This window comes from Clostridium neuense (genome assembly GCF_045310695.1).
Classification (GTDB): domain Bacteria; phylum Bacillota; class Clostridia; order Clostridiales; family Clostridiaceae; genus Clostridium_S; species Clostridium_S neuense.
Window position 1 is genome coordinate 69,574 of the sequence record NZ_JBJIAA010000006.1, and the last position, 22,937, is coordinate 92,510.

24 protein-coding genes and 1 riboswitch are annotated in these 22,937 nt (G+C 30.9%); of the genes, 4 read left to right on the forward strand and 20 right to left on the reverse strand.

Going from position 1 to position 22,937, the window contains the following annotated elements; genetic code table 11:
* Positions 1-127 precede the first annotated feature (127 nt).
* Positions 128-1,330, forward strand: a complete 1,203-nt coding sequence (locus ACJDT4_RS08240) for a GGDEF domain-containing protein (RefSeq protein ID WP_406787083.1) — start codon at positions 128-130, stop codon at positions 1,328-1,330.
* A 273-nt stretch (positions 1,331-1,603) separates the two neighbouring features.
* Here ACJDT4_RS08240 and ACJDT4_RS08245 read toward each other — a convergent pair whose 3' ends face one another.
* From ACJDT4_RS08245 to ACJDT4_RS08255, 3 genes are all read right to left on the reverse strand, one after another.
* Positions 1,604-2,782 carry a class I SAM-dependent methyltransferase gene (locus tag ACJDT4_RS08245; RefSeq protein WP_406787084.1) on the reverse strand — a complete coding sequence of 393 codons (1,179 nt, stop codon included), beginning with the start codon at positions 2,780-2,782 and terminating at the stop codon, positions 1,604-1,606.
* 23 nt (positions 2,783-2,805) lie between these two features.
* A complete protein-coding gene (locus ACJDT4_RS08250) occupies positions 2,806-3,252 on the reverse strand; it encodes a MarR family transcriptional regulator (protein ID WP_406787085.1) in 447 nt (148 codons plus the stop codon).
* Positions 3,253-3,346: 94 nt separating this feature from the next.
* The gene (locus tag ACJDT4_RS08255) at positions 3,347-3,778 is read right to left on the reverse strand and encodes a PLC family EF-hand domain-containing protein (protein WP_406787086.1); all 432 of its coding nucleotides are present in this window, start codon (positions 3,776-3,778) and stop codon (positions 3,347-3,349) included.
* A 118-nt stretch (positions 3,779-3,896) separates the two neighbouring features.
* Here ACJDT4_RS08255 and ACJDT4_RS08260 point away from each other — a divergent pair, with 118 nt between their 5' ends.
* Together ACJDT4_RS08260 and ACJDT4_RS08265 are read left to right on the forward strand one after the other, a co-directional pair.
* The gene (locus tag ACJDT4_RS08260; RefSeq protein ID WP_406787087.1) at positions 3,897-4,097 is read left to right on the forward strand and encodes a hypothetical protein; all 201 of its coding nucleotides are present in this window, start codon (positions 3,897-3,899) and stop codon (positions 4,095-4,097) included.
* A 24-nt stretch (positions 4,098-4,121) separates the two neighbouring features.
* Entirely contained in the window at positions 4,122-4,421 is a 300-nt protein-coding gene (locus ACJDT4_RS08265) for a spore coat protein (RefSeq protein ID WP_406787088.1), read from the forward strand.
* A gap of 123 nt (positions 4,422-4,544) precedes the next feature.
* On the opposite strand, the gene ACJDT4_RS08270 is transcribed toward ACJDT4_RS08265, so the two are convergent.
* The 17 genes from ACJDT4_RS08270 to nifH all read right to left on the reverse strand — a co-directional run bounded on the left by ACJDT4_RS08270 (position 4,545) and on the right by nifH (position 21,394).
* The gene (locus ACJDT4_RS08270; protein WP_406787089.1) at positions 4,545-5,042 is read right to left on the reverse strand and encodes a TspO/MBR family protein; all 498 of its coding nucleotides are present in this window, start codon (positions 5,040-5,042) and stop codon (positions 4,545-4,547) included.
* Between the two features lie 133 nt (positions 5,043-5,175).
* Positions 5,176-5,916: an ABC transporter ATP-binding protein gene (locus ACJDT4_RS08275; protein WP_406787090.1), complete on the reverse strand. Its 741-nt coding sequence runs from the start codon at positions 5,914-5,916 to the stop codon at positions 5,176-5,178.
* A complete protein-coding gene (locus ACJDT4_RS08280) occupies positions 5,885-6,895 on the reverse strand; it encodes an ABC transporter substrate-binding protein (RefSeq protein ID WP_406787091.1) in 1,011 nt (336 codons plus the stop codon). The genes ACJDT4_RS08275 and ACJDT4_RS08280 overlap by 32 nt, the downstream gene beginning before the upstream one ends.
* Before the next feature lie 104 nt (positions 6,896-6,999).
* A complete protein-coding gene (locus tag ACJDT4_RS08285) occupies positions 7,000-7,743 on the reverse strand; it encodes an ABC transporter permease (protein WP_406787092.1) in 744 nt (247 codons plus the stop codon).
* Positions 7,724-8,014 (reverse strand): thiamine-binding protein, encoded by a 291-nt coding sequence (locus ACJDT4_RS08290; protein ID WP_406787093.1) that lies wholly within the window; start codon positions 8,012-8,014, stop codon positions 7,724-7,726. Before ACJDT4_RS08290 ends, ACJDT4_RS08285 begins: the two co-directional genes overlap by 20 nt.
* Positions 8,011-8,769, reverse strand: a complete 759-nt coding sequence (locus tag ACJDT4_RS08295) for a TatD family hydrolase (RefSeq protein WP_406787094.1) — start codon at positions 8,767-8,769, stop codon at positions 8,011-8,013. The genes ACJDT4_RS08290 and ACJDT4_RS08295 overlap by 4 nt, the downstream gene beginning before the upstream one ends.
* A gap of 66 nt (positions 8,770-8,835) precedes the next feature.
* Positions 8,836-8,941: riboswitch (TPP riboswitch) on the reverse strand.
* 87 nt (positions 8,942-9,028) lie between these two features.
* The gene (locus tag ACJDT4_RS08300) at positions 9,029-9,829 is read right to left on the reverse strand and encodes a beta/alpha barrel domain-containing protein (protein WP_406787095.1); all 801 of its coding nucleotides are present in this window, start codon (positions 9,827-9,829) and stop codon (positions 9,029-9,031) included.
* On the reverse strand, positions 9,819-10,895 hold the full coding sequence (locus tag ACJDT4_RS08305) for a homocitrate synthase/isopropylmalate synthase family protein (protein ID WP_406787096.1): 1,077 nt from the start codon (positions 10,893-10,895) through the stop codon (positions 9,819-9,821). The genes ACJDT4_RS08300 and ACJDT4_RS08305 overlap by 11 nt, the downstream gene beginning before the upstream one ends.
* Positions 10,895-11,752, reverse strand: coding sequence for an ABC transporter permease (locus ACJDT4_RS08310; protein WP_406787097.1), 858 nt, complete (start codon positions 11,750-11,752; stop codon positions 10,895-10,897). Before ACJDT4_RS08310 ends, ACJDT4_RS08305 begins: the two co-directional genes overlap by 1 nt.
* 23 nt (positions 11,753-11,775) lie before the next feature.
* Positions 11,776-12,612 carry a molybdate ABC transporter substrate-binding protein gene (gene modA / locus ACJDT4_RS08315; RefSeq protein WP_406787098.1) on the reverse strand — a complete coding sequence of 279 codons (837 nt, stop codon included), beginning with the start codon at positions 12,610-12,612 and terminating at the stop codon, positions 11,776-11,778.
* Positions 12,605-15,268, reverse strand: a complete 2,664-nt coding sequence (gene nifB / locus ACJDT4_RS08320; protein ID WP_406787099.1) for a nitrogenase cofactor biosynthesis protein NifB — start codon at positions 15,266-15,268, stop codon at positions 12,605-12,607. The genes modA and nifB overlap by 8 nt, the downstream gene beginning before the upstream one ends.
* 20 nt (positions 15,269-15,288) lie before the next feature.
* Positions 15,289-16,623 (reverse strand): nitrogenase iron-molybdenum cofactor biosynthesis protein NifE, encoded by a 1,335-nt coding sequence (nifE, locus tag ACJDT4_RS08325; protein ID WP_406787100.1) that lies wholly within the window; start codon positions 16,621-16,623, stop codon positions 15,289-15,291.
* Between the two features lie 84 nt (positions 16,624-16,707).
* Entirely contained in the window at positions 16,708-18,075 is a 1,368-nt protein-coding gene (gene nifK, locus ACJDT4_RS08330) for a nitrogenase molybdenum-iron protein subunit beta (protein ID WP_406787101.1), read from the reverse strand.
* Positions 18,075-19,685 (reverse strand): nitrogenase molybdenum-iron protein alpha chain, encoded by a 1,611-nt coding sequence (gene nifD / locus ACJDT4_RS08335; RefSeq protein WP_406787102.1) that lies wholly within the window; start codon positions 19,683-19,685, stop codon positions 18,075-18,077. Before nifD ends, nifK begins: the two co-directional genes overlap by 1 nt.
* Positions 19,686-19,711: 26 nt before the next feature.
* Positions 19,712-20,098 (reverse strand): P-II family nitrogen regulator, encoded by a 387-nt coding sequence (locus ACJDT4_RS08340; protein ID WP_406787103.1) that lies wholly within the window; start codon positions 20,096-20,098, stop codon positions 19,712-19,714.
* A gap of 14 nt (positions 20,099-20,112) precedes the next feature.
* Entirely contained in the window at positions 20,113-20,439 is a 327-nt protein-coding gene (locus ACJDT4_RS08345; RefSeq protein ID WP_406787104.1) for a P-II family nitrogen regulator, read from the reverse strand.
* A 136-nt stretch (positions 20,440-20,575) separates the two neighbouring features.
* Positions 20,576-21,394 carry a nitrogenase iron protein gene (nifH, locus tag ACJDT4_RS08350; RefSeq protein ID WP_406787105.1) on the reverse strand — a complete coding sequence of 273 codons (819 nt, stop codon included), beginning with the start codon at positions 21,392-21,394 and terminating at the stop codon, positions 20,576-20,578.
* Positions 21,395-21,930: 536 nt separating this feature from the next.
* On the opposite strand from nifH, the gene ACJDT4_RS08355 reads away from it, so the two are divergent.
* Positions 21,931-22,887 (forward strand): substrate-binding domain-containing protein, encoded by a 957-nt coding sequence (locus ACJDT4_RS08355; protein WP_406787106.1) that lies wholly within the window; start codon positions 21,931-21,933, stop codon positions 22,885-22,887.
* Positions 22,888-22,937: the final 50 nt, after the last annotated feature.

A 22,937-nucleotide genomic window follows, 5' to 3' on the forward strand; every position in this document is an offset into this window, starting at 1 on the left:
CATTTGCAATGCCATACTTTATTTTCCAATTTTTTTTGCATCATTCATTTATCTTTTGTGTAATATATGGTATAATTAGGGATATTATTACTGTTACTTTAATACTTTCATAAGTAAGGTGATTAACTTGGTACATGAGTTTACCAAAAAAATATTATCAAATAATTTATATTCTGAAGACGAAGAATTTGCAAAAGAGTTGTTTAAGATAAATTTATTTAGAAATAAAGTAATATGTATTTTTTTTATACTTCTTGAGTTTATTATTTTTTCAATTTATCTTTTAACATCTGGCAAAGCCTTTTGGGGATTTATAAATATGAGCCATATGTATTTTCATATTATCATGTTTTTAGTATCACCACTTTGGCTTATTATATTTAAGAAAGTGGAAACTTCTCATAATATAAGTAAAAAGCTAATAACAATTTTGCAGTTCGCTTTTATAAGCTATGTATTATTTTGGGGTGGTTCTATATCTATAATTGATCAAATATCAACAGGACAAATCACTGTATATTCTGTATCTGTTATGTCCATGGCAGTAATGCCCTACTTAAAACCAAAATGGTCTTTAGGAATATACACGTACGTTCATATATTATTCGTTATTTTCCTATTCCTTTTTCAAAAATCTATGCTGCTACTTTTTGTTAATGTATTTTATTCTTCTATATTCGTAGCCTTATCATGGATAATATCAATAATATTGTTTAATAACAAACTTAACGATTTTAAAAATAGGAAATTAATCCAACAAAAAAATATTGAATTAAGCCAAATGAATAGTGAACTTATGGAGATAAATTCAAACCTTGAAGAATTATCTTGTACAGACTGTTTAACTGGTATTGCTAACAGACGAAAGTTTGAAAGTTTTATTGATTTTGAATGGAGTAAATGTAAAAATAATTTTATGCCTTTATCTGCAATAATGATTGACGTTGACTTCTTTAAGCTCTTTAATGATAATTACGGTCATCAAACTGGCGATTATTGCTTAAAAAAAATTGGTGAAACCCTTTCAACAAGCTTAAATGATAAACATGGAATAGTGGCAAGATATGGTGGTGAAGAGTTTATAATTGTAATTGAAGGTTTAGCTAAAGAATCTGCCCTTATTGAAGCTGAGAAAATCAGAAAAAACATAGAAAATCTAAACATACCTCATGATTTTTCTCCGGTTTCAAATTGCGTAACGATAAGTCTTGGTGTAAGTTCTTTGATACCTTCAGATAATTCTTCCATAAAAACCTTAATAGAAAAAGCAGACATAGCCTTATATAAAGCAAAAAAAAGAAATCGTAATAAAGCTATAATATATGAATAAAAATGTGAAGTAACAATGCTTCGTCGCGTAAATAAAATATATATATTAAAAATGAAGTTGATTTTTCATAGCAATACATAGAAAAATCAACTTCATTTTTTAGATACGTGGTTTTGGCTTCAGCCAATTATCCTTCTAAAACTAAGTGAATCCCTTTTAAAAATTACGCCCAAACCCCTAGTACACAATAATATTAATACTATAGTTTTGTACCTTATTTTACAGAGCAATTTTTTATGGTTCATGAATGAACATGGGCTTACGCCCAAACCCCTAGTCGGTGTACATATATTCTCTAGTCCATGGTATATCGTTAGTTATTCCTTTTGTAAATAGAAATTGATGAATATCTATATTTCCACAGTTAAATGATGCAGCACATGCATTTAAATACAGCCTCCACATTCTTATAAATGTCTCATCCTTCATTTTTTCTATTTCAGGAAGTGCATTTTCAAAGTTTCTTGCCCAATGTTCAAGTGTTCTTCCATAATGTCTCCTAAGGCTTTCTACATCAACAAGATAAAATGAATGTCCTGTTAAACTTTCAATAATTTCTCTAACGGATTGAAGATATCCTCCAGGGAAAATGTATTTATTAATCCAACTATTTGTACCACCTTCTTTTACACCAGTTATGCAGTGCAAAAGAGAAATGCCACCCTTGTTAAGTAGTTTATCAACATCTGTAAAGTATTCATCTATACGTCCCTTACCTACATGCTCTACCATACCAACACTTACAACTCTATCAAAGGTTCTGTTTTTTATTTCCCTATAATCCTCTAAAATAACTTCAACCTTTCCTTCTAATCCTTCTTTTTTTATTCTTTCCTTATCTGCCTCATACTGTTCTTCGCTTAGGGTAACTCCTACAGCATGTACATTGTATTTTTTAGCAGCAGTAGTTATAAGTTCCCCCCAACCACAGCCTATATCTAATAATGTTTGATTCTCTTTTAGGCATAACTTTTTTAATATATGTTCAACTTTATTTTTTTGTGCCTGTTCTAATGAATCATTTTCAGATTTAAAATATCCACAGGAATATGTCATAGTATTATCTAACCAAAGTTTATAAAAATCATTTCCTATATCATAATGATATTTTATATCACTTTTACTTTTCTTTATGCTGTTAGGTATAAATTTTATAAGCTTTTGATATTTATGACCATTACTCATAAAGCTTTCCTTATTATTGTACAATGATTCTATGACTTCTTGAACATCACCATCTATATCAATTTTCTTTGTCATATATCCTTCGCCTAATGTTAGAAATGGATCCTTTATTACATCTCCTTTTGGTATTTCTTCATTAAATAGTATTGTAAATTTGGCTTTTCCATCACCACAATGTTGAACTTCCCCATCCCAATACTTTACATCACATGGATCAAAAAATAAATTTTTAAACAACGCCTTATAAAACATCTTATCTGTATTCATAACTTTCTCCTCTCTAAATCAAATTATTTAATTTTATCAATTAGCTTTCTCATATTATCTAAAGTGTCTTTAAACAATATTAAATCTTCATCGCTGAATCTCCATAATTTTTCTTCAAAAGATTTCATTAAAGCTTCTTTATAAAATTGCATAAACTTTTCGCCTTCATCTGTTAATCTTACGTATATTATCCTTCTATCATTTTCATCATAGACTCTTTTAACCAAATTCATACCCACTAATTTATTAGTCCAACTTGTAACATTTGATTTTGGTGATGAAAGCATCTTTCCAAGTTCAGTTATATTAGTTTTCTTACACTCTTTTACTATATACATTACTTTTATATGAGCCGTAGTTATTCCTTTATCTTTTAAAATTTTATCTCCAACATTTAAAATTATTTTATTAAATACAGGCATAACAGAAAATATATCACCGAACAATTCGCAAATAATCCTTTTATCCATAATTATCCCCTATAAAATATTGTTATAATATATAACTATTATATATTATAACAATACTTATGTAAAAATTCCAGTTCCAAAACTGGAATTTAATTTATTTACTGATTGTATGACCCAAATCATTTACTGCATCTTTAATAGCTGCATTTATTAATTCTTTTTTATTATCATCTATATTAATATTCATTTCCTTTAAAACACTGTAAACAACATTTTCAGCTATTTGTGCCCTTTCATCTTTAGAAATATCTCCTGTATGATAAAGCTCTTCAGCATCTCCTACTGCAATTTTAGCCCATTTCTCTATAGTTTGAAGAACACTTACAGCTTTATTGTCTGGTACTATACTGCTTATAGCATCAATAGTCTTTCCAGAAACATCTACCATATTTCTTATATCTGATAGGGCAGCTTTTATATCTACACCTTTACTTTTAAGATATGGAAATAAAAAAATTATAGTTCCTAAAACTCCACCAACTACGCCAAATAGTATAGAAGTAGCAATAACCCCCTCACTTCCCATATTATCATCTCCTAAAATATATTTTATTTTAAAGTATAAAAAATGTGCATATTAGTGCTTTATAATGAGTAAAATCCTATTTCTAAGTAAATACTAAATAAAGAAAGAGGTGAATTTTATGAGTAGTGCAAAATTAACTCCCTACGAAAATCTTATGATTAAAGAAATATTAAGTAATGAAGTAAACGAACTTAAAAAGTTAACCACTTACATAGAGCTTTGCAAAGATGACAAACTTAATTTCTTTGTAGAAAAACGCATAGATTCTAAAAAGAATAATATTAAAGCAATTCAAAATTTCTTGGGTAAATCAGAATAATTCTTTTAATATGGAGGAAATAAAATGAATTTATTTAATGAATCTGAAAAAAATAGTAATTTAAAACTTGATGATAGGAGTATAACTGTTGATATGCTTAAAGATTCAAAATTTAATATAACAACTCTCTGCAATGCGACCTCTGAGGCAATAAATCCACAATTACGTCAGATTATAGATACTCAATTATCAATGGCTATAAATGAAAGCCATGAACTATGCGACATTGCTATAGGTAAAAACTGGTTTGAAGCTTATGAAGATCCTGAGCAACAGCTAAAGGATGATTTAAATGATTCAAAACGTGTACTTGAATCCGAATAATTTATTCGAAAATAGCAGGTGACAAGTTACATTTACTTTTCTTTGTTATATTCCTAAACATTTTTTAAGCTCATAATTGATAAAAATCCTTCTTAACTTGTCACTACTGTTAACGTACAATTGTTACCTATTTAATATCCATATTGCTCCATTAAGTATACCAGCAAAAGATACCCAAATAATATATGGTATCATCAAATATGCTGCTAATTTATCAATTTTGTAGAACTCAAAGGTTGTAAGTAATATAAAGCCTAATAGAACTAAAAGTTCAATAAATGCAATTCCATATAAATTAAATCTAAAAAATATTATGCTCCACAAAAAGTTTAAAAATAATTGAACAAAATATAAAATTGTACCTTTTTTAATATCCTCTCCCTGTTTACCATGCATCCATATTCTATAAAAAGCTAAAGCCATGAGAAAATATAGTATAGTCCAAACTATGGGAAATATGTAACCTGGTGGTGAAAATGCTGGTCTCTTTATTTTAATATACTGATCATTACCTGCCATTCCTAAAAATCCACTTAATGCACCAATACCAGCAGTTATTAAAATACTAACTATAAGTCTCCAAATACTTTTTTCTCCATTAACTTTAAAAACATTAGACACCCAAATACATCTCCCTTAACTTTATAATATATATATATTGTTTTTAATTTACTTTAATCTATTTTATAAAAAAAATGTATGAATCAAATTTAAAACATTTTGATTCATACATTCCTATATAAAATATTTTGATTTAAAGCAGTTTTACTATTTCTTTTTTATAATTAAGTAATTCAGAAGAAAACAATCGTTTTTCCTTATCTTTTTTATAAAAGTCTAAGTCAATCTTTTTTTTAACAACACCCGGTTTTGAACCAAGGACATATATACTATCAGACAAAAATACAGCTTCCTCAATATCATGAGTAATAAAAAGTATTGTCCTTTCCACTGCTTTTTTCATATCTAAAATCCACTTTTGCAAGTTTTCTCTGGTTATAGAATCTAGAGCACCAAAAGGTTCATCAAGAAGCATTATTTCCTCTGAAGAAAGAAAGGTTCTAAGAAAGCTGGCTCTTTGCTTCATACCTCCAGAAAGCTCATAAGGGTATTTATTCTCATATCCAGAAAGCCCCATTAATTCAATATACTTAGCTGCCTTTTCCCTTGAAGATTTCTTGTTTACTCCTTTTATATCAAGCGGAAGTACCACATTTTCCATAATAGTTTTCCAGGGAAGTAACAAATCCTTTTGCTGCATATACCCTATATCTCCAAGCACCGAAATATTTCCACTGTCTTTATCAATTAACCCTGTTATTATATTAAACAATGTGCTTTTTCCACAGCCACTTGGTCCAAGTATTGAAACAAATTCTCCTCTATTTACATCAATAGAAATATCCTTAAGTATAATGTTACCATCAAAACTTTTTGTTACATTTTTAAGGCTTATAACCTCATTATTTTGGCAAGAATTCGTTTGTGAATGCATCTTTCGAATTTAGCTCCTTTTTAATTAATCCTTTATCCTTTAGGAATTTTGCATATCTATCCCATACTTCTGCCTTTTCTACTCCCCATTTTGGAGCATCTGCAATGTAGTGAGTTGTCATATACTTTTGGCTTTCCACTGCCAACTTTTCATCTATTTCTGGAGCATATGAGCGAAGTATTTTTGCACTTTCTTCTGGATTTTTTATTGCATACTGATATCCTTCTTCAGTAGCTTTTAAGAATTTTTTTACCTTTTCAGGATTTTGTTTTATGATATTATTGTTAGTTATAAGTATTGGTGTATAGTAATCAAGTGCTGGATCTAAATCCTTAACAGCAACATAGTCTAAATCAATGCCCTTAAGCTTTGCTTCAATTCCTGTCCAGCCTTCAAAAATCCATTCAAAATCTATGTTTTTCTTTGTTGCTGCAAAAAAATCATCATTTCCTGCATTTACAATTTTAAGTTTACTAAAGTCTGCTCCATTTTTCTCCATAATTGCTTTTATTACTGCCTGCTCCGATGGTGATCCCCAACCACCATATACTTTTCCTTCGACATCTTTAATGCTTTTTATATTTTTACTTTTAGGAGCTGCAAACCCCGAAGTGTTGTGTTCCATTAAAGTAGCAATTGACTTAACAGGAAGCGGTGAATCACCAGTAAGTGCATAAGTTACATCCTCCTGATAGCTTACGCCAAAGTCTCCCTTTCCAGTAGCTATAAGTGTAGTAACAGCTGTATCTCCTGGCTGCTGAATTTTTACATCTAAGCCCTGCGCTTTATAATATCCTTTTTTCAATGCTACATACATTCCTGTATGATTTGTGTTAGGTGTCCAATCAAGTATCACTGTAGTTTTATCCAGTGCCTTATTTGCACTTTCCTTTGTGCTGCTAGTAGTACTACAACCTGAAAAGATTACTGTGCTCATTACTAAAGCTGTTACCAATGATATTATCTTATTCTTTTTCAATTTGAATCTCTCCCTTATAGTGAAATCAATGAAACTTTTAACTTATGTATTATGAAAAACTGCTTAAGATTCGGTCTTTTCATAATGAATAAGTTAAGTTTCGCTTATTTCCAATGTATTAATCTTTTGCTTATAAAATCTATAATGTATATTATTATTATGCTTATTAAAACTATAACTATAATTGCTGCAAAAACTTTATCAAGCGCATAGGCACTTTTTGCTCTAACCATATAAACGCCTATGCCGCTGTCTCCTCCAAGCCACTCTCCTATAACAGATGCCATTACCATATAGGTTGCAGCTATTTTAAGCCCAGAAAACAAGTTAACCATGGCATATGGAAGTTTTAAATGATAAAAGGTTTGAAGCCTTGATGCTTTCATTGTTCTAAACAAATTAATATAATCTCTATCAACTTTTTCAAAGCCATCTATAAGACTTATTACTATTGGGAAAAAGCAGGTTATTATTACAACTATAATTTTAGGCATTGGTCCAAAACCAAACCATATTATAAACAGCGGTGCAATTGCTATGGTTGGTATTGTTTGAGAAATCACTAAAATTGGATAGAGTGATTTTCTAACAATTTTAAAACTATCCATAAGTACGGCTAGCACAAAGGATAAAATTATTGATATACCAAAACCTACAATTGATTCATATATTGTTACCTTTGTATTATCCATTATAACTTTAAAATCACTTATAAGCGTTTTAACTATGCTTGTGGGTGAAGGAATTATATATGCTGGCACATTTTTTACATCTACAATAACTTGCCAAAGCAGCAAGGCAGCTACCAAAGTAATTATAGGATATAGTTTATTTTTGATATTTGCCAACTTTTTCCTCCATCGTTACCCCTTCAGGTTTGTAATCTATTTTTACAACAGATGCAACTCTTGAGGCTCCTGCTTCAACACATATTGTTTGTGCTTTCTTTACAATTTCCATAAGTTCATCTAAGTCACCTTCCATAGTAGTTTCCATTGGTCCAACTATGTGCTTAACTCCAGTTGATTTTATATATTCTATAACCTTATCAACTACTGGATATATTCTCTCCTCTGGCACTGTTGGAAGTACTTGTAAACTAACATTAACTGTTTTCATATTACTATTCCCTCTTTCATTAATATGGTTTTTAAATTTTTAAAAATTTTATTTTTAATTTCATCATAATTATATTTTTTTATGATTGAAATTTTATTTACTATATTCTTCACTTCATCTGGATAGCCATACTTTCCATTTACCCATTCTAAAGAAGTTGGTCCATCGGTTTCTGTCAAAATTCTATTAGGTGGAAGAAGCTTAACTATTTCCTGTGTAAGCTTTGAATATCCTATATCAACACTTACAGTAAAATAGCAGCCATAATCTATTAATTTTTTTAAAGTTTCTAAATCTCCGCTATACCAATGTATTATAGGTGTTTTAAGTCCATACTTTTTTATATAGTTAAGAATTTCCTCTTCTGCACCTTTAGTATGTATATTTGTAATTTTATTATAGTTTCTAGCCTTTTTTAAAAAGTATTCAAAAACACTCTTCATATGCGGATACTTTTCTTTTTCTTTAATCCAAAAGTAGTCCAGTCCTATTTCTCCAATAATTTTGCATTCTTTTATATATTCATCAAACAAATCTAAATTTTTATAATTATTGTGAGCTTCCCAAGGATGAATTCCAAAGCAAGGTATTATATTTCTATTATCCTTACTAAGCTTTTTAGTAAAATTATAGCTCTGAATATCCATAGAACATCCAAGTGTAACTATGTTATCTACTTTAATAATGTCAAGAGCTTTTTCTAACTTTTCCTTATCCTTAAAAAAATCCAAGTGATTATGTGCATCAACAAACATATTGCACCCCTTCTAATTTTACGCAAAAATAAAGAGCGCTACTTTTAAAATAGCGCTCATGCATTCTACATGTGAATTAAGCTTTCCTTCGTCGGTGTTATCCGCATCAGGTTCAAAGGGTTAAAGTTTTAAAAACTTCTCTCAGCCACAAAGGGCACCCCCAGCACTAAAAAATAAATACTATCTATATGCTAACATTAATTTTGCTATTTGTAAATAAAAAATATACTATTTAAATTACAATCTTAATCAGATTTATTTATCCAATTATCCCCTTTATAACATTTTCCTTATTCTTTAAATCACTAAACTCATTTAAATATACTTTTTCACCAAGTAGCTCATAAATAGTTTTTGCAAACTCTAAAAAGTCACAATTACCAGCTCTTTCACCTATTCCAGTAATAGTACAATCAACATATTTAGCCCCAGCTTTTAACGCTCCTATTGAATTTATTATTGCCATACCAAAATCATTATGAGCATGAACTTCTATTTCTATTGGTACAGCTTCTCTTATTTTGTTTATTTGATGAAATACCCTTCTTGGATACAAAATACCAACAGTATCCGCATATCTAACTCTTTTAACACCAATACTGTAAATCAATCTACAAACTTCTATTAAAAAATTTATATCTGCTCTTGAAGCGTCTTCCAATCCTACAGTTACCTCATATCCTTTACTTACTGCATATTGAACACATTTTTCAACATTTTCAAGAATCCAACTCTTATTTTTTTTCAGCTTATCCTCAATTTGTATATCAGATACCGGAACCGATATATGAATTATATCTACAGAGCAGTCCATAGATTCATTAATATCCTCAATATTCATTCTATTCCAGGAAGATATTTTGCTTTTAAGCCCCAATTTCACTATTTTTCTTATACTTTCTTTTTCATCCCCACCCATAGCTGCTATACCAGCTTCAATTTGAAAAATACCCATATCATCAAGAATTTTCGCAATTTGTACCTTTTCATTTATTCCAAGTGCTATACCAGCTTTTTGTTCACCATCTCTTAATGTTGTATCAACAACTTTAATGCTCATATTTTCCCCCCCATTCTATATGTTTACCAATGGAGCTTTCATACAATTTAATCAACTCATCATCCAAAATATTTCTTCTTAATTTAACACTTTTACTTCGTATTTCTTTTAAAAGGTCATCAACATCAATATTTATAGATTTAATGTTTAATTCCTTTAATTTAGTAATAACTGCTTTCTTTCCAGAGTGCTTTCCAATAAACATTTGCCTTTTTGAACCTATTTCATATGGATTATATGGCTCATAAGTTTTTGCATTCTTCTCTATTCCATCAACATGTATACCAGATTCATATTTAAAGATATCCGCTCCAAGTACAGGTTTCATTGGAAAAATCTCTTGATCTACAAGCTTTTCATACACCTTTTTAATCTCACATAGTAATTTGGAGTCACCAATTACTTCTCCATTTCTTATTACCTTAAGTGCAAGCATAACTTCTTCTGAAGCTGCAAATCCATATTTTTCTCCGTAAAATGCAGTTGTAATAAAATCGGCCCCATCTAAGCAACACTCTATGGCTATTCCTGTTGCAGCAAAATATCGGTTTTTAGGACAAAAATCTATCAGCACAGAAAATTCATTTTTTATCTTTTTTATAAACTTGCTCCAACTATTAAAGTTATATTTTTCAACATTATTAATTCTAATACATGCTATATTAAAATTATTTAAGACCTCATAATTTTCGCTCCAAAAATCATCATTAATTTTTTCAATATTTATCTCTAGTATAATCTTTGAATTATTTATATTTGTTATTAAATCATTTTTCATGTTTTTAGCTAAATCATTCTTTATGATAAGATACCTAAAATTATAATCTTTAATAAAAGTAACATCCTTCTCATCTTCTACTCTATATGCATAGCTAATATTTTTAGGTAGTATATTTACTTGATTAACTGATTTCATATCAATTTCAATAATATCAATGCCAAATGCAGTAAGCAATTGCATAAACTTAAAAATATCTTCCCTTTGGAATTTACTTAATTTTCTTACTATTTCGGGTATAGATCTATCTATTATCATTTTTTTCTTACCATTAACTATAATAGCCACTATTTATCCTCCTTTTCATTCATTCTTACTATAACAAGCATAGAAAATGACAATATATACAATATTGCTGCAAAGGCAGTAGCTGTCTTTATATCACTTTGCATAAGCGTATATATCTCAAGTGGAATAGTCCTTGTTTTATTTAATATGTTACCTGCAAACATAAGAGTTGCTCCAAATTCTCCCATTGATCTAACCCAGGCTAATATAAGTCCAGATATTATAGAATTTTTAAGCATTGGGATTATAACTCTTATGTTTGTCTCAACTTTACCTGCACCAAAAACATAAGTTGCTTCAAAAATCTCATCAGGCACTCTTTTTATGGAATCCCTTAAAACTCTAACATAAAACGCAGATGATACAAAAACCTGTGCAATTACTACTGCTATAGGAGTAAACACTATATCTATATTATATTGTGATAAAAACCTTCCTATAAAACCATTGCTTCCAAAAGTTAATAGCAGCGCAATTCCTGCAACTGCTGGCGGCAGTACAATTGGAATTTCAACTATAATATCAAGTAACTTTGCCATCTTATTATTAGATATATTCGCAATATAAAAAGCTGTGGCAGTACCAAAAAGAAAGGTTATTACAAGAGAAACTAGAGAGGTCACCAAACTTAAGAGTATACAATTAACGTTTTCCGTGTTACATACATTTTTTAATATATTGTATACCCCAGCATATTTCATCAACGATAAAATTGGAAACACAAGTAAAAAAATATAAATCACGGCCATGCAGCACATGGTAGGAAATAATATTCTCTCCATAACAAAATTATTTCTAGTTTCTTTTGCAAACACATTTGTATACTTTCTTCTTAACTTTATACCATCTTCAACCATACCAAACCACCTACCAATAAAACTTATTTTATCGTGAATCCATACTTCTCCAACAGTTTTTTTCCTTTACTAGAAGTAAGATAATTAATAAAGCTCTTAGCTGCTTTTTTATGTTTAGATGAACTTATGACTGCTATAGGATATTCTACCTTTAGCTTAGAAAATTCATCATCTGCTATAACCTGAATTTTATCCTGATTTTTTGTATTTATATCAGTTTTATATACTATTCCTACATCAGCCTCTCCCATGGAAACCTTACTTACAATGTCTTTAACATTTAATTCGCTGCTTTTAATATTTTTTAATATTTTATTGTAGGTATTTTCATCTATAACCTTGTCACTAACAGCCTTACTGATTGCTTTATAAAAGTACGCACCACAGGGTACCGATTTATCTCCAACTACAATTTTCACTCCATCCTTTGCTAAGTCTTTTAATGAGCTAACTTGTATTTTACTGTTTTTGTATTTACCAATTACTAATTGATTTTTTGTAAATATGGTACTACCTTCCACCTTATTATCACTTACTACCTTATCCATATTTTTAGTATCTGCAGATGCAAATACATCAGCAGGTGCTCCCTGTTCAATTAAAGTTACTAACTGTTGACTACCTGCAAAATTAAAAGATGATTTGATATTTTTTTCCTTCTCAAGATCATTTCCTAATTCTGTGAAGGCTTCTGTAAGACTTGCCGCTGCAAGAACAGTTATCTTTTCTTTGGAACTTTTTTTAGTTTTATTAAGTTCTTTAGAACTTACACTAGAACATGCACTTGTAAAGAAAACTATAATAAGCAAGCTAGAAATAAAGCATATTCCTCTTTTTTTTATAAATAAATTTTTAATCATTTATTACACCTTCCCTACTTTCTAATTGAATTTTTTCCACCGCTAATTTCACACCATTATTTATGGGTTCATACATTTCTATAATCCTTATTCCTGCTTTTTCTAACTTTTTTCTTGGTTCTAATCCCACCCTAAGCGCTAAAACAGCATCGCAATCATTAACTGCTTTAATTGTCTTTGAAATTTTATCTTCATGATCATAGCAATTTAATATACCTGTGCAGTACTTCTCAACATTCCTTTTCTCTAGAAATCTAATCTTACCATTGTTATATGTGTAAATATAAAATTCAGCAGCATGACCAAAATGTTGATCTACATTAATTCCTGATCTTGAAGATATGGCAAATTTATAAACTTTACTGCTTGTTTCAATTTCTTTTTCTTTAACTTTCATGTAGGCACTTTGACATTCTCCCCTGCAAGTAATGCCTCTAAAATCTATTGAACAATCTTGAGCTAGAGTTCCAATAGCATCTGCCCTACATTGTCTACAATGATACATTTGTTTTATATAAGCCTCACATTCTTTTCTTTTTTGATCTATCTCCATTTTCGTAACCAAGGGAAGCTTCTCAAACACGCTCCCCTTTACAGGAATCATCTGCATTATGTTAGTCATGTATGCCCCGCAGGCTTTAACCTTTCTTACTACCTCATTAATATGTTGATCATTTATTCCTTTAAGCATTACAATATTAACTTTACAAACTATGCCCTTAGAGCACAAATATTTAAGTCCTGTTATTTGATTATTAAGGAGTATTTCTGCACCTTCTTCGCCTACATATTTATTTCCCAAATAATTTACTTCTCTATATACCTTAGCTCCAATTTTTTTATCAACTGCATTTATAGTAACTGTGACATGCGAGACTCCTAAACTTATTAATTCATCAGCATAAAAGGGAAGCATAAGCCCATTAGTTGATAAACAGAACGTCATTTCCGGGCTTTCTTTCTTGATTAACTTTAAGGTTTTTTTGGTTTCTTCAAAATTTGCAAGTGCATCTCCTGGACCTGCTATACCTAATACTGTTAGATTTTTCATTTTTGATTTTACTAACTTAAACTTTTCTAGAGCCTCAACTGGCGATAACACCTCACTAGTAACACCTGGTCTGCTCTCATTTACACAGTCATATTTTCTGCTGCAGTAGTTACAACTTATATTGCATTTAGGTGCAACTGGTATATGCATTCTTGCAAACTTATGTGCATCATCACTAAAACATGGATGAGTACAAGTTTTGTCTTGTAAGTTTTTATTCTTCTCTAAATTTAATGTAGGAACATAATAATTATCAAAAGCTTTCTTTCTAAAAGTATTTTCTGTTATTTCTAACATTGAATTTGCTATATCATCTATAAACGAAGCTGAACCATTATATCCTGTTATAATTTTTCTTTGAGCTCCTACCCTATCATGAACTGGAAATCCTATTCTTATTATTTTGATTCCAAGCCTTTTTGCCATTCTCCTGCCATCGGAATTTCCAATAAGTAAATTCACATTAAACTTTTTTGCATATTCTTCTATAGTGTCAAAATCCGTATCGTCTAAAATTATTCCAGCTTCTTTTTGACTTTTCATTTCACTCATAAGTTCAGATTTCACTATGCTATTTTTTGCTCCCAATGCAACAAGCTTTATAAGTACACCATTTTCCAGGCAAGTTCTAGCAGCTGCTAATGCAAGTTCCGGCTCACCATATATTATTACTCTCGCTTTTCCAGTATATTTATGATTATCTATCATACCATCTAAATATCTTCCCCTCTGAATCATAAATTCTTTTGGAATTGATATACCACTTACTTCAGATATTAACTTAATAAATTCCTCCGTATTTCTAATGCCTATAGGAATACCGCATTTATACAATGGAACTCCAAAGCTGTCTCTTAAATAAGCTCCAGGAGATTTTTCTTCATCTATTGTCATCCCCATTTCAATAGTTGCTATTGCACCAGACATTCTTTTTATATCCTCTACCTTTGTACCCCCTTTGGGTATTCTCAAATATTTATCGTTATGAGGAGAATCTAGTGTATTCGAAACATCAGGTAAAATAGTGTACTGCATTCCAAATCCATTCAATATTTCCTTTATATTTCTCACATCTCCTGGATTTAAATTAGCACAAATAACATTTATACCTCCAAAGTTTACACATTTTTTAGTACAAAGTTTTTCAACTATTTTTCTTAAAGCCAAATAATATCCCTCAAATTGTGTACCACCATAACCCGGAGTAGGAACTGATATAATTTTTATATCCTTTGCAATCTCTTTTTCTTCTTCACAAAATTCAGATATTATTCTGTTTACATCTTCCCCTATAGTTTCTGCAAGACAAGTTGTCATAACACCTATAGTTGAAGGAGTATACATCTTTATCATATTTTTTAAACCCTTTTTTAAATTTTCAGCTCCACCATATACGGTTCCATTTTCAGTAAGGGCCGAAGATGCTATATCCACAGGTTCATTGTAATGTGTTGCCATATGCCTTCTAATATATGTACTACATCCTTGTGAGCCATGTAATATTATCATATTATTTTCAATTCCTTTGAACGCCATAACTCCACCCATTGGCATACACATTTTGCATGGATTTACATCTATATTAACCATATTTTTATTTGCCATTTCAATCATCTCCCTTACATTTATACATATTTCCAGACAGGGCTATTTACTGTCAAATCTATTTCTTCTGCAAAATTAACTGCTCCCTCAAATCCAGACAAAATATGCTTTCTTTCATGATTATGGTCACAAAATGCAACTCCAAGCTTATATGCAAGAGGCCTTTCCTTAACACCACCTACAAGTATATCTGCGCCTTTTTCAAGCATAAATTTTTCAAGTTCATAAGGATTAGCATCATCCAATATTACAGTTCCTTCCTTAGTTATGTTCTTAATAATTTCATAATCCCTCGGTTTTCCTGTTTGAGTTCCAACCATTACAGTTTCAATGCCAAGTTCATTAAATTGTTTTATTAAAGATATTGCTTTATAGCCACCTCCAACATATATAGCCGCTTTTTTTCCAATAAGCCTTTTTCTATGATATTCAATTGTCTTTTGTATTTTTGCCTTTTCAGCTTCAATAAATTTTTCTGCTTTTTTTATTGTATCTTCATCTCCCAAAATACTTGCAATTTGAAGAAGGGAATTTTCAGTATCGGCTATTCCAAGAAAACTAACTCTAATGTATGGTATGTCGTAAATTTCCTCCATCTTTTTTCCCAGGTATTCCATAGAACCAGCACATTGAACTATATTTAATTTGGCCTCAGGTGCTTTTATAAGCTCATCATATTTGCCATCACCAGTAATTTTAGCTACAACTTCAATACCTATTCTCTTTAAATAGCTTTGGACCACCCAAATTTCTCCTGCTAAATTGAAATCTCCAAGATAATTAATACCATTAATCTTATTTTTACTTTTTTTATTGCCTATAAGCTTTAAAATTGCATTGCAAGCGGCCCTATATCCACTTGCTTTATTTCCAGAAAAGCCAGGTGATTTTACTGGTATAACTCTTAAAGAGTATTTTTCTTCAGCTTTTTTACATACTGCATCTATATCATCTCCAATAATTCCAACAATGCAGGTTGCATAAACAAAAATTACTTTTGGATTAAATTTCTCCACAATTTCATCTATTGCTGCCGTGAGCTTTTTTTCTCCACCAAATATTACATCTGTTTCGCTTAAATCTGTAGAATAGCTATTTCTAAATATCTCAGAACCACTTGTTAAACTTCCTCGTAAATCCCAAGTATAGCTTGCACAGCCAATAGGTCCATGAATTAAATGAAAAGCATCTGTTATAGGATTCAGTACAACCCTTGCACCGCAATAAACACAAGCTCTTTGACTTACTGCACCCGATACACTATTTTCATCACATCTAAGCCTTGAAGACTCATTTTTAGAATTGTAGCAAACAAATTCTTTCCTTTCATCTAAAACCTGTGATTCTACCTCCATAAATATAACCTCCTCCTATATAATAGTGGCAGAGAGTACTTTCAATATCTTTTCAATTAAAAATCCTCTCTACCTTTAAAAACTTTATCTAACTACTTCAAAATCCTCTTCACTACATTCTCTTTCAATTTTATCCAGCATAGCATTACACATTGCTTCTACTAATTTTATAGCACCAGTATATCCAACCATAGGCGTATACTGATGTCCATATCTATCCATTATAGGAAATCCAAAACGGACAAAAGGGATATCCTCCGCTCTAGCTATGAATTTTCCATAGGTATTAGACATAAGCAAATCTACACCTTCATTTTTTATCCATTGATGTATTTCAAAAAAATCACTTTCAGCCTTAACCGTGCACTCCTCCTCAACTTCTGATTCTTTAATCATTCTTTTAACTACATTTTCAAACTCTTGTCCTGGAGTTCCAGTTATTACATACTTAGGTATCATTCCCAAGGCTATTGTAAATTGAGTGAGCGAAATAACTATATCTGGATCACCAACTATTGCCACCTTTTTACCATGAAAATACTGATAGCTATCCAGCATTAAATCAACTAATTGTCCTCTTTCAATTTCAAGCTCTTCTGGTACCTCTTGTCCTGTATATTTAGCTAAAACCATTAAAAGTTCATCCATTGCATCTATTCCAATAGGAGTTTTAAGAGTTTTAAAAGGCACCTTACACTTTTTCTCTAAAGTCTTAGCACCAAGCTCTGATGCATAACTTCCAAAGGCAAAGGTAGTATCTGAATTTCCTGCATCCGTTATATCTTCGATTGTGGCCCCTCCCTTTGGAAACATATTAAACTTTCCAGTATTAGGTGTATCAAATACACCGCTTGTATCTGGAAACATAATATAAGGAATACACATAACATTAAATATCCTCTTCATTTCCTTCATATCTGCTGGACTTACAAAACCAGGTATTATATTAACCTTACCATTCTTGTTTCCAGTGCTTTTAGAAAGATAATGCACCATTCCTTTTACCATGTTTGAAAAACCAGTAACATGAGAGCCTATATAACTTGGTGTATTTGCATGGATAACTATCTTACCTTCTGGTATATCCATCTCTCTTATATAAGTTGGCAAATCATCCCCTATAGTCTCTGAAAGACAGGTTGTATGAATTGCTATAATATCAGGATTATAAAGTGCAAATATATTTTTAACTGCAGTTTTTACATTGGCACCTCCACCAAAAACACTGGCACCTTCTGTAAAAGAGCTTGAGGCTGCCATTGCTGGTTCTTTAAAATGCCTCGAAAGTACTGTTCTATGATAAGAACAACATCCCTGTGAACCATGGCTGTGCGGAAGGCAATTATGGATTCCTAATGCTGCGTACATTGCCCCTACTGGCTGACAGGTTTTCGCTGGATTTATTCTTAGATATTTCCTATCCACTAATTCTTTTGGTGTAACATCTAGCATTACTCTTCACCTCCAACTACTTTTCCTTCTATTAAAGCTTCCTTTTTCCACGGAGGAGTAATATATCTCCAGGCTGGTGTATAAACCCCTGCTGCAAGTTCTCTTGCAAATATTACTGCTCCTTTAAAGCCTGCATATGGTCCAGTATAATCATAGGAATGAAGCTGCCTTGATAAAACTCCCATTTTTTCAATAACATATTTTTCTTTCACTCCTGTTAAAAACATATCTGGATTTAGCTTTTTTATAAAAGTATCCATCTCGTGGTGATTCATATCATCAACTACAATGGTATTTGCGTCCATTTCTTTCATCATGCCACCATAATACTCAATTGGAACACCTTTGCTTCTAAGTTCATCTGCTTTCTCCTTTGGTATTATTACTCTAAATTTTTCTTCATCGGGATGAATTATTAACTCTGGAATGTTCTTGCTATCAGCATCTACCTTTATTGTTGGAATAACTTCTCTTCCTTCATAGTCATCACGATGAGCAAATTCATAACCGGCTAATATAGTTTTAATTCCAAGATCCTTTAAAAGCACCTGATATGTATGTGCTCTAGATCCACCTACAAACAAACAAGCCACCTTACCTTGAAGTTTTTGCTTATAGTATTCCATTTCACCTTCAATTTCTGAAAGTTCTTCAGCTATAACCTCTTCAGTCCTATCATAAATTTCCTTATCATCAAAAAACTTTGCTAAATCTCTTAAAGTATCTATAGTTCCTTGAATTCCTATAAAATTGCATTTAATCCACGGTATGCCATACTTAGTTTCCATCATTTCTGCAATATAATTTATAGATCTATGGCATTGAACTAAATTCACATCTGCCGTATGAGCATTTTGAATTTGCTCATATCCTGCATCTCCTGTTAATGTTGTTACAATGGTATATCCTATCTTTTTTAGGACTCTCTCTATTTCCCAGGCATCTCCGCCTATGTTATACTCTCCTAATATATTTATTGAATATTTCTCATGCTTCCAGGTCCCTGTTCCAATTATTTCTTTCATAACTGTATTATTTGCAATATGATGTCCTGCAGATTGAGTTACTCCTCTGTATCCTTCACAACTAAAGGCAAGAACATTAATTCCATATAATTTTTTAGCTTCCTGAGCTACTGCATTTATATCATCGCCTATAAGGCCAACAGGACATGTAGCATAAATTCCTATAGCCTTAGGATGAAAAATTTCAACAGCTTCTTTTATTGCATTTCTCAGCTTAGTGACTCCTCCAAAAACTATATCGCTTTCTTGCATATCAGTTGAAAAAACATATTCAAAGAAATTTTGTCCACCATCTTCAGCTTTAGCTTTAGATCTTCTTCCTCCCCAAGTGTAAAACGCACATCCAATAGGTCCATGAGTTATGTGTACCATATCTTTTATTGGTCCCATAACAACTCCTTTACAACCTGCATAGCAGCAGCCCCTTGAAGTAATTACTCCTGGAACTGTCCTTACATTTGCATTAATCTCTGGACTTGGATTTTCCTTTGTTTTTATTACAATATGAGTTTTTCTACTTTTATAAGCTTTAGCTGGATATTTTTCAAGGGCAATATCCACAACTTTTTTCATACCATTTTCCATAATGTTAATTTCACCTCTTTTACTATTTATAGAGCCTCTTCTCCCACTTCTCCTGTCCTAATTCTATATACATCAGTTACATCTGACACAAATATCTTTCCATCTCCTGGATTTGATGTTCTATTTACATCAATTATAAGTTCAACAAGTTCCTGAACCTCCTCATCCTTAACCAGTATAGTAAGCATTCTTTTAGGCACAAGCCTGTGCATTTCAGATATATCCTCTACAAACTTTTTATCTTCAACTGCCTTACTTTCAATAGACTCATCATCTATCATTAAAAACCTAACCTTCTTTTTCCCTCTTCCTACTACTTTTCTACAAGTAAATGATGGAAATTTACTCTTTAAAAGAGCAGCTTTTGTAGCATTAATCATATTCATTCTAATAATTGCAGTAACCTCTTTCATACTATTCCTCCTGACTACAGCGATTTTGTGCCAGAGCTGACTGTATATGCTTCAATAACAGGACTTACAAATATTTTTCCATCACCAAATGCTCCCTTTTCACCAGTTTTAGCATTTTTAGCTATTGTCTTTATAACATCATCTTTATCTTCATCATTTATAACCATCATGAGCATCTCTTTAGGTATTTCATCATAATAAATTTCTCCAACCTTTATTCCCCTTTGTTTACCTCTTCCTGCAACTTCGTATTTAGTCACAGCCGGAAATCCAGCATCACACAGTTCTGAAAGTACAGAAGCCACTCTTTCTGGTCTAATAATAGCTTTTACCATTAACATTGTTGAACACCATCCTCTTTTATGTTAAACTATATTGATTAGAGTAAGCACACTCTAATCCTTTTGCGGCGTATCTCTTATTCATTCTGCTAAAAACCAAGAGATGCGCTTACTTTATTTTTATATTTTTTCATAATTACTCCAATAATCCATGCTCCATAAGTATAGCTTCTAATTTTTCCTGCTTCATTGGCTTTGGTATTACAAACATATCATTTCCATCTATCGCTTTAGCTAGTGATCTATATTCATCTGCTTGTTCATCTTGAGGATTAAATTGTATTACTGTTTGTTTGTTTATTTCTGCTTTTTGTACTTCATGACTACGTGGTACAAAATAAATAAGCTGTGTTCCAAGTTCCTTTGCAAAAGCCTCCAGAAGTTCTTTTTCATTTTCAACCTTTCTACTGTTACATATAATACCACCAAGTCTTACTCCACCTGAATTAGCAAATTTACTTATACCTTTTGATATATTATTAGCTGCATACATTGCCATCATTTCACCACTTGCAACTATATATATTTCCTTTGCTTTTCCCTCACGTATTGGCATTGCAAAACCACCGCATACAACATCACCTAAAACATCATAAAAAACATAATCCAAATCATCCTCATAAGCACCTAGTTGTTCAAGCATATTTATAGATGTAATAATACCTCTGCCTGCACATCCAACTCCTGGTTCTGGTCCACCTGACTCAACACATTTAATATTTCCAAATCCAGTTTTCATTATTGTGCTTAAATCTACATCCTCTCCTTCCTCTCTTAAAGTATCAAGAACTGTTTTCTGTGCTAATCCTCCTAAAAGTAATCTTGTTGAATCAGCTTTTGGATCACAACCCACTACCATTACTTTTTTACCCATTTCTGCAAGTCCAGCAGTAAGATTTTGTGTAGTAGTGGATTTACCAATACCACCTTTTCCATAAATAGCTACCTGTCTCATTTAATTTCCTCCCTTTAAAATAAATGTAATTAAATTCAATTAATGTAAATTTAATTATTTATATAATATATCAAGATTGCATTTAAAGTCAATATTTCTTTGATATTTTATCAAATTTTAATGTTTTATATTTAAAAATTATTAACGTTTAAACTTTATATTTAATAATTTGTTATAAATCTCAATATTTTATAGTGAATCATGTAATGCATATTTTATACAATTTATGTTAAGTTATGTAATTACAAAAATTTAATCATGCGTCACTTGTTGTGTTGTTATATCATATTTAAGCTCATTTAACATGTTTTTATTGCTTTACTTAAATCCAAGTTATGTTTTAATGTCTTATACACAAATTTGTATAAATTTTATAAGAACAAAAAAAATATCATTATGTAAACTAAAATATAATAATTCTACAGCAGCAAAATTATCATTATATTACTTATATAGTTGTATTTCTATCAACTTTATAATAAAATTGTATTATATTTTTATATTTTCTAAAATATGTTTAAGGAGGGTTGAATATTATGGAGGATAGAACTTTAACTCCTTTGGACGTGTCAAAAATTCTTCGTATATCCAAAAATACTGTTTATGAATTAATTAAAAGAGGTGAACTAAATTGCTATAGAGTCGGGAAAAAAATCAGAATAGATTTACAAGATATAGAAGACTATAAAGCTAGATATCAAGATAAAAAACAGCCTAATCAGCTAAACGAAGATATTTATTCGTCATTTTCAAACAACCTTTTACCACTTGATGAAGAATATCACAAAAATAATTTTATAATTTGTGGACAAGACATTCTTCTCGATGTATTATCACGTTATCTTCAAGTTCATCCTCAAGGCGTTCGCGCTCTTCGTTCCTATGTTGGAAGCTATAACGGATTACTTTCCCTTTACCTAGATAAAGTGCAAGTTGCAACAGCACATCTTTGGGATGGAGATACTGGAGAATATAATATTCCATTTGTTAGAAGACTTCTTCCTGGGATCCCTACTGTAATAATCCATTTAGCCTATAGAATGCAAGGTTTTTATGTTGCAGCTGGAAATCCAAAAGAAATTAAAAGTTGGGAAGATTTAAAAAGAAAAGATATTATTATGGTTAATCGTGAAAAGGGCTGCGGAACTAGAATTCTTTTAGATGAACATTTGAGACTTCTTAATATCGATGGGAATTCAATAAATGGGTATGATAGAGAATGTCTTTCTCATCTTGCAGTTGCAAGTATTATATCTAGACATGGTGCAGATTTTGCTATAGGAAATGAAAAAACCGGACTTCAAATAAAAAATATTGATTTCATACCACTTCAAAAGGAAAGTTATGATTTGGTACTTAAAAAACAAGATATGGATAAACCAGAATTTAAAGCAATCATAGATATACTTCGCTCAAATTCCTTTAAATTAGAACTCGAGGGAATTGGAAATTACGATTTAGATCACCTAGGAGATATAATAGCAGAGTTATAACCCTTAGATGATCTTGTTATAATAAAGCTACACTTATATTAAAAGTTGTT

Coding starts and splice junctions, on each gene's coding strand:
- ACJDT4_RS08295 (WP_406787094.1), bottom strand. CDS start 8,769: ATGTTTGTTGATGCACATAATCACTTGGATTTTTTTAAGGATAAGGAA.
- nifK (WP_406787101.1), bottom strand. CDS start 18,075: ATGCTAGATGTTACACCAAAAGAATTAGTGGATAGGAAATATCTAAGA.
- ACJDT4_RS08355 (WP_406787106.1), top strand. CDS start 21,931: ATGGAGGATAGAACTTTAACTCCTTTGGACGTGTCAAAAATTCTTCGT.
- ACJDT4_RS08245 (WP_406787084.1), bottom strand. CDS start 2,782: ATGAATACAGATAAGATGTTTTATAAGGCGTTGTTTAAAAATTTATTT.
- ACJDT4_RS08345 (WP_406787104.1), bottom strand. CDS start 20,439: ATGTTAATGGTAAAAGCTATTATTAGACCAGAAAGAGTGGCTTCTGTA.
- ACJDT4_RS08275 (WP_406787090.1), bottom strand. CDS start 5,916: ATGCATTCACAAACGAATTCTTGCCAAAATAATGAGGTTATAAGCCTT.
- nifE (WP_406787100.1), bottom strand. CDS start 16,623: ATGGAGGTAGAATCACAGGTTTTAGATGAAAGGAAAGAATTTGTTTGC.
- nifH (WP_406787105.1), bottom strand. CDS start 21,394: ATGAGACAGGTAGCTATTTATGGAAAAGGTGGTATTGGTAAATCCACT.
- ACJDT4_RS08260 (WP_406787087.1), top strand. CDS start 3,897: ATGAGTAGTGCAAAATTAACTCCCTACGAAAATCTTATGATTAAAGAA.
- modA (WP_406787098.1), bottom strand. CDS start 12,612: ATGATTAAAAATTTATTTATAAAAAAAAGAGGAATATGCTTTATTTCT.
- nifB (WP_406787099.1), bottom strand. CDS start 15,268: ATGGCAAATAAAAATATGGTTAATATAGATGTAAATCCATGCAAAATG.
- ACJDT4_RS08340 (WP_406787103.1), bottom strand. CDS start 20,098: ATGAAAGAGGTTACTGCAATTATTAGAATGAATATGATTAATGCTACA.
- ACJDT4_RS08250 (WP_406787085.1), bottom strand. CDS start 3,252: ATGGATAAAAGGATTATTTGCGAATTGTTCGGTGATATATTTTCTGTT.
- ACJDT4_RS08255 (WP_406787086.1), bottom strand. CDS start 3,778: ATGGGAAGTGAGGGGGTTATTGCTACTTCTATACTATTTGGCGTAGTT.
- ACJDT4_RS08290 (WP_406787093.1), bottom strand. CDS start 8,014: ATGAAAACAGTTAATGTTAGTTTACAAGTACTTCCAACAGTGCCAGAG.
- ACJDT4_RS08265 (WP_406787088.1), top strand. CDS start 4,122: ATGAATTTATTTAATGAATCTGAAAAAAATAGTAATTTAAAACTTGAT.
- nifD (WP_406787102.1), bottom strand. CDS start 19,685: ATGGAAAATGGTATGAAAAAAGTTGTGGATATTGCCCTTGAAAAATAT.
- ACJDT4_RS08300 (WP_406787095.1), bottom strand. CDS start 9,829: ATGAGCATTAAAGTTGTTGATACAACATTAAGAGATGGTGAACAAAAA.
- ACJDT4_RS08310 (WP_406787097.1), bottom strand. CDS start 11,752: ATGGTTGAAGATGGTATAAAGTTAAGAAGAAAGTATACAAATGTGTTT.